Origin of the sequence: Streptomyces sp., from assembly GCF_035563135.1 — a bacterium.
In the GTDB taxonomy this organism is placed as follows: Bacteria; Actinomycetota; Actinomycetes; order Streptomycetales; family Streptomycetaceae; genus Streptomyces.
The window spans coordinates 1-7,913 of the sequence record NZ_DATMVN010000074.1 but is presented as its reverse complement, the minus strand read 5'-3'; the positions used below and the strand labels follow the sequence as shown (position 1 = coordinate 7,913).

8 protein-coding genes and 1 other RNA gene are annotated in these 7,913 nt (G+C 68.3%); 2 read left to right on the top strand and 7 right to left on the bottom strand.

From position 1 onward, the window contains the following. Positions 1 to 216 precede the first annotated feature (216 nt). A complete protein-coding gene (locus VN520_RS03290; RefSeq protein ID WP_325745304.1) occupies positions 217 to 1,209 on the top strand; it encodes a GlxA family transcriptional regulator in 993 nt (330 codons plus the stop codon). Positions 1,210 to 1,293: 84 nt separating this feature from the next. Here VN520_RS03290 and ssrA read toward each other — a convergent pair. The 5 genes from ssrA to ftsE form a co-directional block, all read right to left on the bottom strand. Then, positions 1,294 to 1,681: a transfer-messenger RNA gene (ssrA, locus tag VN520_RS03285) on the bottom strand. 121 nt (positions 1,682 to 1,802) lie between these two features. Further along, positions 1,803 to 2,291 (bottom strand): SsrA-binding protein SmpB, encoded by a 489-nt coding sequence (gene smpB, locus VN520_RS03280; RefSeq protein WP_325745303.1) that lies wholly within the window; start codon positions 2,289 to 2,291, stop codon positions 1,803 to 1,805. 18 nt (positions 2,292 to 2,309) lie between these two features. Next, positions 2,310 to 3,500 (bottom strand): S41 family peptidase, encoded by a 1,191-nt coding sequence (locus VN520_RS03275; RefSeq protein ID WP_325745302.1) that lies wholly within the window; start codon positions 3,498 to 3,500, stop codon positions 2,310 to 2,312. A 68-nt stretch (positions 3,501 to 3,568) separates the two neighbouring features. Continuing rightward, positions 3,569 to 4,489, bottom strand: coding sequence for a permease-like cell division protein FtsX (gene ftsX / locus VN520_RS03270; protein ID WP_325745301.1), 921 nt, complete (start codon positions 4,487 to 4,489; stop codon positions 3,569 to 3,571). 52 nt (positions 4,490 to 4,541) lie between these two features. Beyond that, positions 4,542 to 5,231, bottom strand: a complete 690-nt coding sequence (ftsE, locus tag VN520_RS03265; protein ID WP_014046319.1) for a cell division ATP-binding protein FtsE — start codon at positions 5,229 to 5,231, stop codon at positions 4,542 to 4,544. Between the two features lie 259 nt (positions 5,232 to 5,490). Here ftsE and VN520_RS03260 point away from each other — a divergent pair, with 259 nt between their 5' ends. Then, positions 5,491 to 5,682: a hypothetical protein gene (locus VN520_RS03260; protein WP_325745300.1), complete on the top strand. Its 192-nt coding sequence runs from the start codon at positions 5,491 to 5,493 to the stop codon at positions 5,680 to 5,682. A gap of 135 nt (positions 5,683 to 5,817) precedes the next feature. Here the strand turns inward: VN520_RS03260 and VN520_RS03255 are convergent, their stop codons facing one another. Together VN520_RS03255 and prfB are read right to left on the bottom strand one after the other, a co-directional pair. After that, positions 5,818 to 6,462, bottom strand: a complete 645-nt coding sequence (locus VN520_RS03255; RefSeq protein ID WP_325745299.1) for an LPXTG cell wall anchor domain-containing protein — start codon at positions 6,460 to 6,462, stop codon at positions 5,818 to 5,820. 348 nt (positions 6,463 to 6,810) lie between these two features. Beyond that, the coding region (gene prfB, locus VN520_RS03250) for a peptide chain release factor 2 (protein ID WP_325745298.1) at positions 6,811 to 7,913 on the bottom strand (1,103 nt) is incomplete at its 5' end.

Sequence of the window (7,913 nt, the reverse complement as noted above, 5' to 3'; positions counted from 1 at the left end):
CGTCACCGCCCTGCTGGGCGGCATCGCGGCGGGCTCGGCAGCGGGCGGCTGGCTGGTGGAGCACACCGGTACGGCCACGGGGTACGCGGCGCCGGTGTGCGCGGCGGGCCTGGCCCTGGCCGTCGCGGCGGCGGCACACGCAGTGCGGCGCCGGGTGTCGGCAATGTCACCTAACATGCAGATACCGACATAGACGTTGCCGACCGTGGGAGCCTCATGAGCGCCGTCAGACGACTGATCGTCATCGTTCTCTTCGAACACGTCGATCTGCTCGATGTCACCGGACCACCGGAGGTGTTCTCCCTCGCACGGCGCGAGACGGACGAAGCGGCGGGCTACGACGTGGTCCTCGCCGCCGAGACCATGGACCCGGTCACCACCGGCGCCGGGGTGCGCGTCCTCCCCGACGTCACCTTCGACGATCTGTCCACCAGGAGCATCGACACCCTGATCGTGCCCGGCGCGGTCGAGGTCGACAGCCGTCGCCGCGTGCACCCGCTCACCGACCCCCGCGTGGTGGCGCGGGTGAGACAGCTCGCCGACCGCACCCGGAGGGTCACCTCCGTCTGCGTCGGAGCGCACATCCTGGCGGCCGCCGGACTCCTCGACGGCAAACGCGCCACCACCCACTGGTCGACCGCGCAGCAGCTCGCCAGCGACCACCCGGCGGTCGAGGTCGACGCCGACCCGATCTTCATCCGCGAAGGCGACGTGTGGACCGGTGCGGGAATCAGCGCCTGTCTCGACCTGTCGCTCGCCCTCATCGCCGACGACCTCGGTGAAGCCGTCGCGTTGAGCGTCGCCCGGCAACTCGTGATGTACCTGAAACGGCCCAGCGGCCAGAGCCAGTTCAGCGTTCCCCTGGAACAGGTCTCCACGACGCGGCGGACCGAAGACCTCCGCCACCACATCATGCGCAACATCGGCGAACCGCTCACCCTCGCGGACCTCGCCGCACACGCCCATATCAGCGACCGGCAGCTCACCCGGATCTTCAAGACCGAACTCGGCACGACCCCGCACGCCTACATCGAATCGGTCCGCGTGGAGGCGGCGCGCAGCCGGCTCGAATCCACCGACGCCACCCTCGAACGCATCGCGTCCACGTGCGGATTCGGCACCGTCGACACCCTTGTCCGGGCGTTCCGCCGCAGACTCGACACGACACCGACCGACTACCGGCGCCGGTTCCGGACCGGCCAGGACTGAGTTCACCGCCCCCACCCGCGCGGGACTTCATGAAAAAAGCCTCCGCCCCGCGAGAGAACTCGCGGGGCGGAGGCTTACATGGGGTGGTGGAGATGGCGGGAATCGAACCCGCGTCCAACGGTGCGGAACCAGGGCTTCTCCGAGTGCAGTTCGCTACGCTTTTCTCGGCCCCGGAGGTCACGCGAACAAGCCTCCGACAGGCCCAGTCACTGTTTGATTTCCTTCTAGGCCCCGTGACCGGGCTTAGAAGTTTAGATCCCTAGTTGATGCCAGGATCCGGGTCGGGACCACTCCCGGGCTGACACTCCGCAGAGTCTTCGCTCAGCTGCTAATTAGGCAGCGAGGGCGAAGGCGGAGGAATCGCGCTTGGAATTGGCGATTATTGTTTGCGACATATGGTTTACGAGATCATTGCCGCTTCCTCGACTCGCTTCCCCTGCTTCGACATCCGCTGTCGAAACCGATCATCCCCATGTTGATTTTTCAAACCGCGCACCCTCTGTGGGGTGCACGGCCCATCGTACGTGACCAACGCGCACGGATGCCACTGTATTCCGGCGGCTCCGGCGCGGGCGCCCCGGACCGGGCGGCCGCTAGCCCTGGCGCTGGCGCCGGCGGGCCGCCGCGATCGCGCGGTTCGTCTCCCGCGTGTCCTGCTTCTCCCGCAGCGTCTGGCGCTTGTCGTACTCCTTCTTGCCCTTCGCGAGCGCGATCTCGACCTTGACACGGCTGTCCTTGAAGTACAGGGCGAGCGGCACGATCGTGTGGCCGGTCTCCTGCGACTTGGACTGGAGCTTGTCGATCTCGGCCCGGTGCAGGAGCAGCTTGCGCTTGCGCTTGGCCGAGTGGTTGGTCCAGGTGCCCTGCACGTACTCCGGGACGTGGATGTTGTGCAGCCACGCCTCTCCGTCGTCGATCTGGACGAAGCCGTCGACCAGCGACGCCCTGCCCATCCGCAGCGACTTGACCTCCGTACCCATCAGTACGAGACCGCACTCGTAGGTGTCGAGGACGTGGTAGTCGTGCCGCGCCTTCTTGTTCTGCGCAATCATCTTGCGCCCGGTGTCTTTTTCCTTGGCCATAGTGCGGTCATTTTCGCACTACGACCCACCCCCGAGGCCACTCAATACCGTCTCGCCCCGCTGCTGGGCCTCCGGGCCCGCCGCCCCGACGTCCGGGGTGATGCCGCTTCCCTCGATGCTGTGGCCGGCCGGCGTGCGGTAGTGCCCGACGGTCAGCTCCGCCACCGAGCCGCCCGGGAGCTTGCTGGGCATCTGCACGGACCCCTTGCCGAAGGTGCGCGATCCGACGGTCACGGCCCTGCCCCGGTCCTGCAGCGCGCCGGTCAGCAGCTCGGCGGCGCTCATCGTGCCGCCGTCCACCAGGACGACCAGAGGCCGGCCGGTGTCCCCGCCCGGCTCGGCGTACAGGGCGCGCTCCTCACCATGCACGTCGTAGGTGGCGACGAGCCCGCCGTCCAGGAAGGCGGAGGAGGCGGCGACCGCCTCGGTGACCAGGCCGCCCGCGTTGGCCCGGAGGTCCAGGAGGATGCCCGCACCCCCGGGCGCCCCGTCGACGGCGTCGCGGACCTCCGTGCCGGCGCCCTTGGTGAACGCGGCGACCTTGATCAGGACCGCGGAGGAAGGGCTCCGGCCCAGCTGCCGGACGCTCACCGGGTCCACGCTGAGCCGGGCCCGGCGCAGGGTCGTCGTCCAGGAGCGGCTGCCTCGGCCGAGTCCGAGGACCACGGACGATCCCTCGGCGGCCTTCGCGTGGTCCCCGCGCAGCAGCGCGACCACTTCGGCGACGGGCCGCCTCCCGACCGTACGGCCGTCCACGGTGCGCAGCAGGTCCCCCGTGCGTACGCCTGCCCGGTCGGCCGGCCCGCCGGGCTGGACCCCGGACACGGTGACCTCGCCGCGGGCCGAGCGGCGGGCGGAGATCCCCACCCCGGTGTACGAACCGTCGAGGGCCTGCTCGAACTCCTCGTACTCCCGCTCGTCGTACACCGCGCCCCAGCGGTCGCCGCTGCGGCTGACGACCTCCTCCGCGGCGTCCGTACCGGACTTGCCGGCGGCCTCCGCCTCGGCGATCGCGTCCGCGATCTCCTCACGGTCCACGGGACCGAGGGCGGAGGACACCGAACGGGCCTTCATCTCCGTGCCGGTGTCGTCCTCACGGGGCAGCGCCCCGGTGGCCGCGGCGGTCGCCAGCACGCTCGCGAACACCAACGTCAGGGCCGCCCCGCGGCACAGACCGCGGGGTCCCACATGGTACGTATGGCCCGGCATGTGGCCGAGTGTAGGACAACGCCCCGTCCGCACATGGCGCGTTGGCCGCATGCGGGACGGGGCGTCCGTCACACCTTGAGGTACTTGCGCAGCGCGAAGAGAGCGGCGACGGCGGGCATCAGCAACCCGATCGCGAGGACCAGCGGAAGCTTCGTGAGCACCGCCTCCCAGCCGATGAAGTCGATCAGATTCAGCTTGTCCTGGAGCGCGAGACCGCCGTCGATGAGGAAGTACCGGCCGGCGAGCAGGATCACGCAGGCGAGCAGTCCGCCGATCAGGCCGGCGAAGGCCGCCTCCATGATGAACGGCATCTGGATGTAGAAGCCCGAGGCCCCGACCAGCCGCATGATGCCGGTCTCCCGTCTCCGGCTGAACGCCGAGACGCGGACGGTGTTCACGATGAGCATCAGCGCGATGACCAGCATCAGCGCCATCAGGAAGATCGCGGCCACGTTCATGCCGTTCATCAGCTCGAAGAGGTTGTCCAGGATGCTCCGCTGGTCCTGGACGGACTGCACCCCGTCACGGCCCGCGAAGGCCGTCGCGACCACCTTGTACTTCTCCGGGTCCTTCAGCTTGACCCGGAACGACTCCTGCATCTGGTCCGGCGTGATGCTCCCGGCCATCGGAGAGTCGCCGAACTCCTCCTGGTAGTGCTTGTACGCCTCGTCGACCGTCTCGAACATGACGGGCTTCTCGACGGCCTCCATCTTCTCGAGATCGGCCTTGATCTCCTTCTTCTGCTCGGCCGTGACCGCGCCCTTGGCGCACTTGGGCACGTCCTTGGCGTCGTTCTTGTTGCAGAGGTAGATCGAGACGTTGACCTTGTCGTACCAGTAGGTCTTCATCGAGCCGACCTGCTCGCGCAGCAGCAGCGCACCGCCGAACAGGGCGAGCGAGAGGGCGACGGAGACCACGACCGCGAAGGTCATCGTGAGGTTACGACGAAGACCGACGCCGATCTCCGACAGAACGAACTGGGCGCGCATGGCGTCCTTTCAGTACTCGATGCTCGTGCAGAGGCTCAGAGGTGCCGGCACCTCAGTGCTGGTAGCCGTAGACGCCGCGCGCCTGGTCACGTACGAGACGGCCCTGTTCGAGCTCGATGACGCGCTTGCGCATCTGGTCGACGATGTTCTGGTCGTGGGTCGCCATGATCACGGTGGTGCCGGTCCGGTTGATCCGGTCCAGCAGCTTCATGATGCCCACGGAGGTCTGCGGGTCGAGGTTGCCGGTCGGCTCGTCCGCGATCAGCAGCATGGGACGGTTGACGAACGCCCGTGCGATCGCGACGCGTTGCTGCTCACCACCGGAGAGCTCACCGGGCATCCGGTCCTCCTTGCCCCCGAGACCCACGAGGTCGAGGACCTGCGGCACGGCCTTGCGGATCTCACCACGAGGCTTGCCGATGACCTCCTGCGCGAAGGCCACGTTCTCCGCGACGGTCTTGTTGGGGAGCAGGCGGAAGTCCTGGAACACCGTGCCCAGCTGGCGGCGCATCTGCGGCACCTTCCAGTTGGACAGCCGCGCGAGGTCCTTGCCGAGCACGTGGACCATGCCCTGACTGGCGCGCTCCTCACGAAGGATGAGCCGCATGAAGGTGGACTTGCCGGAGCCGGAGGAGCCCACCAGGAAGACGAACTCACCCTTCTCGATGTCGAGTGAGACGTCCCGGAGAGCTGGACGGCTCTGCTTCGGGTAGGTCTTGGAGACGTTGTCGAATCGGATCACGGATGCACCACGGTAGGCCGGGGGTAGGTGAGCGTGACCATACGCGAAGCCGGTGAGCACGCGCAGTCGGCGTCCGGCAATGAGTGATTTGTGGCGGAAAGCGGCATGGAACGAAACGGGGCGGGCCGGACCTTGTCGGGCGGGCCGCGCCGAAACCGGCGCGAGCTGGCACAGTGGTAGGGGGAACGGTTGCGTTTCCCTGAGCGTTGTGCGGAGAGAACGTGGATGCGGCTCCCGCCGCGCGGGAGGAGGACTGCGCATGACCTATGACCGACTGGTGTGCGCGAACTGCGCGGCGCCCGTGAACGAGGGCCGCTGCCGTGTGTGCCGGGCGAGCCGGGAGCGGATGGAGGAGCAGGGCCCGTTCGCGGGACTGAACCCGGTGACGCTGATAGCGCTGATGGTGGTCCTGGTGGCCGCTCTGGCACTGCTCGCGCACCAGGCCGTCTGAGCCGAAGAGGCCGCACCGCTCCCGCCCTGCGGGGCTCGAACGTGTGCGTACGGCCGCAGGAGCGGTTCAGGTGAGCGAAAGGGCCCGGGAGACCATGTCGGTTCTCCCGGGCCCTTCAGCGTGCGCCTACGGGCGTCAGGCGGCCGCGCGACCGCCGCCGGCCAGACGCGGCAGGATGCGGAAGCCGATGCCACCGGCGATCATCGTCGCGGCGCCGACCAGCAGGAACATGGTCTCGGCCGCACCGGTCTCGGCGAGCTCGTCCTTGCCCTTGCTCTGCTCGACCGGCTGGTTGCCGACGCTGTCCGTGTCGGTGTTGTCGGCACAGGCCGCACCCTCGGCACCGACGACGCAGGCGCCGCCGTCGGAGCCACCGGTCGCGGTACCACCGTCGGAGCCACCGGTCGCGGTACCACCATCGGCACCGCCGTCAGCGCCGCCGTCGGCACCGCCGTCAGCACCGCCATCCGCGCCGCCGTCAGCGCCACCATCGGCACCGCCGTCAGCACCGCCGTCGACACCACCGGCGCCACTGTCACCGCCGCCGTCGACACCGCCGGCACCGCTGTCACCGCCGCCGTCCACGCCACCGGCACCGCTGTCGCCGCCGCCGTCAGTGCCGCCGAACAGGCCGGTCTGGATGGTCGTGGAGTCCTCGGCGGTGTCCACGCCGATGAAGCCCGTGGCCTGTGCGGCGCCTGCTGCGGTGAGCGAGGCACCCGCGGCGATAACCGCACCAGCGGCTATCCGCGCGACGCGAATACGCGTCTTCTTCGTCATCTGTTGCTACCCCCAGTAGCTGATCTCGTCGATGGAGCAGCCATATGCGGTCCACGGCCCTGCGGGGTCACATTCTCTGCAGGGCCACGCCGTACCGTGGTCATCCCGCCCGCCCCCGATCACACCTGTCCCAGACATACGCGTGCTGCCCTAGCACCCTGTCCAGAGTTAAGAACCACGTCAAGGCCGTTCCGGGCCATGTGCGCCGTTATGGGGCGACTTGACGTCTATTCAGGGGCACTACTGTGACCCGTTCACCACAGCTTCCCCGCATACCGAAATGCCCCCGCAGACGCGAGGAGCCCGGGCGGTTTCCCTGCCCGGGCTCAACTGCCGTACGGAATACGACTACTTCTCGCTCTGCTTGCGCCAGCGGATACCGGCCTCGATGAACCCGTCGATCTCACCGTTGAAGACCGCTTCCGGGTTGCCGATCTCGAACTCCGTACGCAGGTCCTTGACCATCTGGTACGGGTGGATGACGTATGAACGCATCTGGTTGCCCCAGGAGTTGCCGCCGTCGCCCTTGAGCGCGTTCATCTTCGCCTGCTCCTCCTGGCGGCGGCGCTCGAGGAGCTTCGCCTGGAGGACGTTCATCGCGGACGCCTTGTTCTGGATCTGCGAGCGCTCGTTCTGGCAGGAGACGACGATGCCGGTGGGCAGGTGCGTCAGACGCACCGCGGAGTCCGTGGTGTTGACGCCCTGGCCGCCGGGGCCCGAGGAGCGGTACACGTCCACGCGCAGCTCGGACTCGTCGATCTCGATGTGGTCGGTCTGCTCGACCACCGGCAGGACCTCGACACCCGCGAAGGACGTCTGGCGGCGGCCCTGGTTGTCGAAGGGCGAGATCCGCACGAGGCGGTGGGTGCCCTGCTCGACGGAGAGCGTGCCGTAGGCGTACGGCACCTCCACCGCGAAGGTGGTCGACTTGATGCCGGCCTCTTCGGCGTACGCGGTCTCGTAGACCTCGGTCTTGTAGTTGTGCCGCTCCGCCCAGCGGAGGTACATGCGCTGGAGCTTCTCGGCGAAGTCCGCGGCGTCGACGCCGCCGGCCTCGGCCCGGATGGTGACCAGGGCCTCGCGCGCGTCGTACTCACCGGAGAGGAGCGTGCGGACCTCCATCTCGTCCAGCGCCTTGCGGACGGACACCAGCTCGGTCTCCGCCTCCGCGAGCGCATCGGCGTCACCCTCGTCCTCGGCGAGCTCGAACATGATGCCGAGATCGTCGATACGGCTTCGCAGGGCTTCGGCCTTACGGACCTCGGCCTGGAGATGCGAAAGCTTGCTGGTGATCTTCTGCGCCGCCTCCGGGTCGTCCCAGAGGGACGGCGCCGCCGCCTGCTCCTCGAGCGCGGCGATGTCGGCCCTCAGCGCATCCAGGTCCAGGACGGCCTCGATCGACCCCATGGTCGAGGAGAGGGACTTCAGCTCTTCGGAAATATCGACGACTG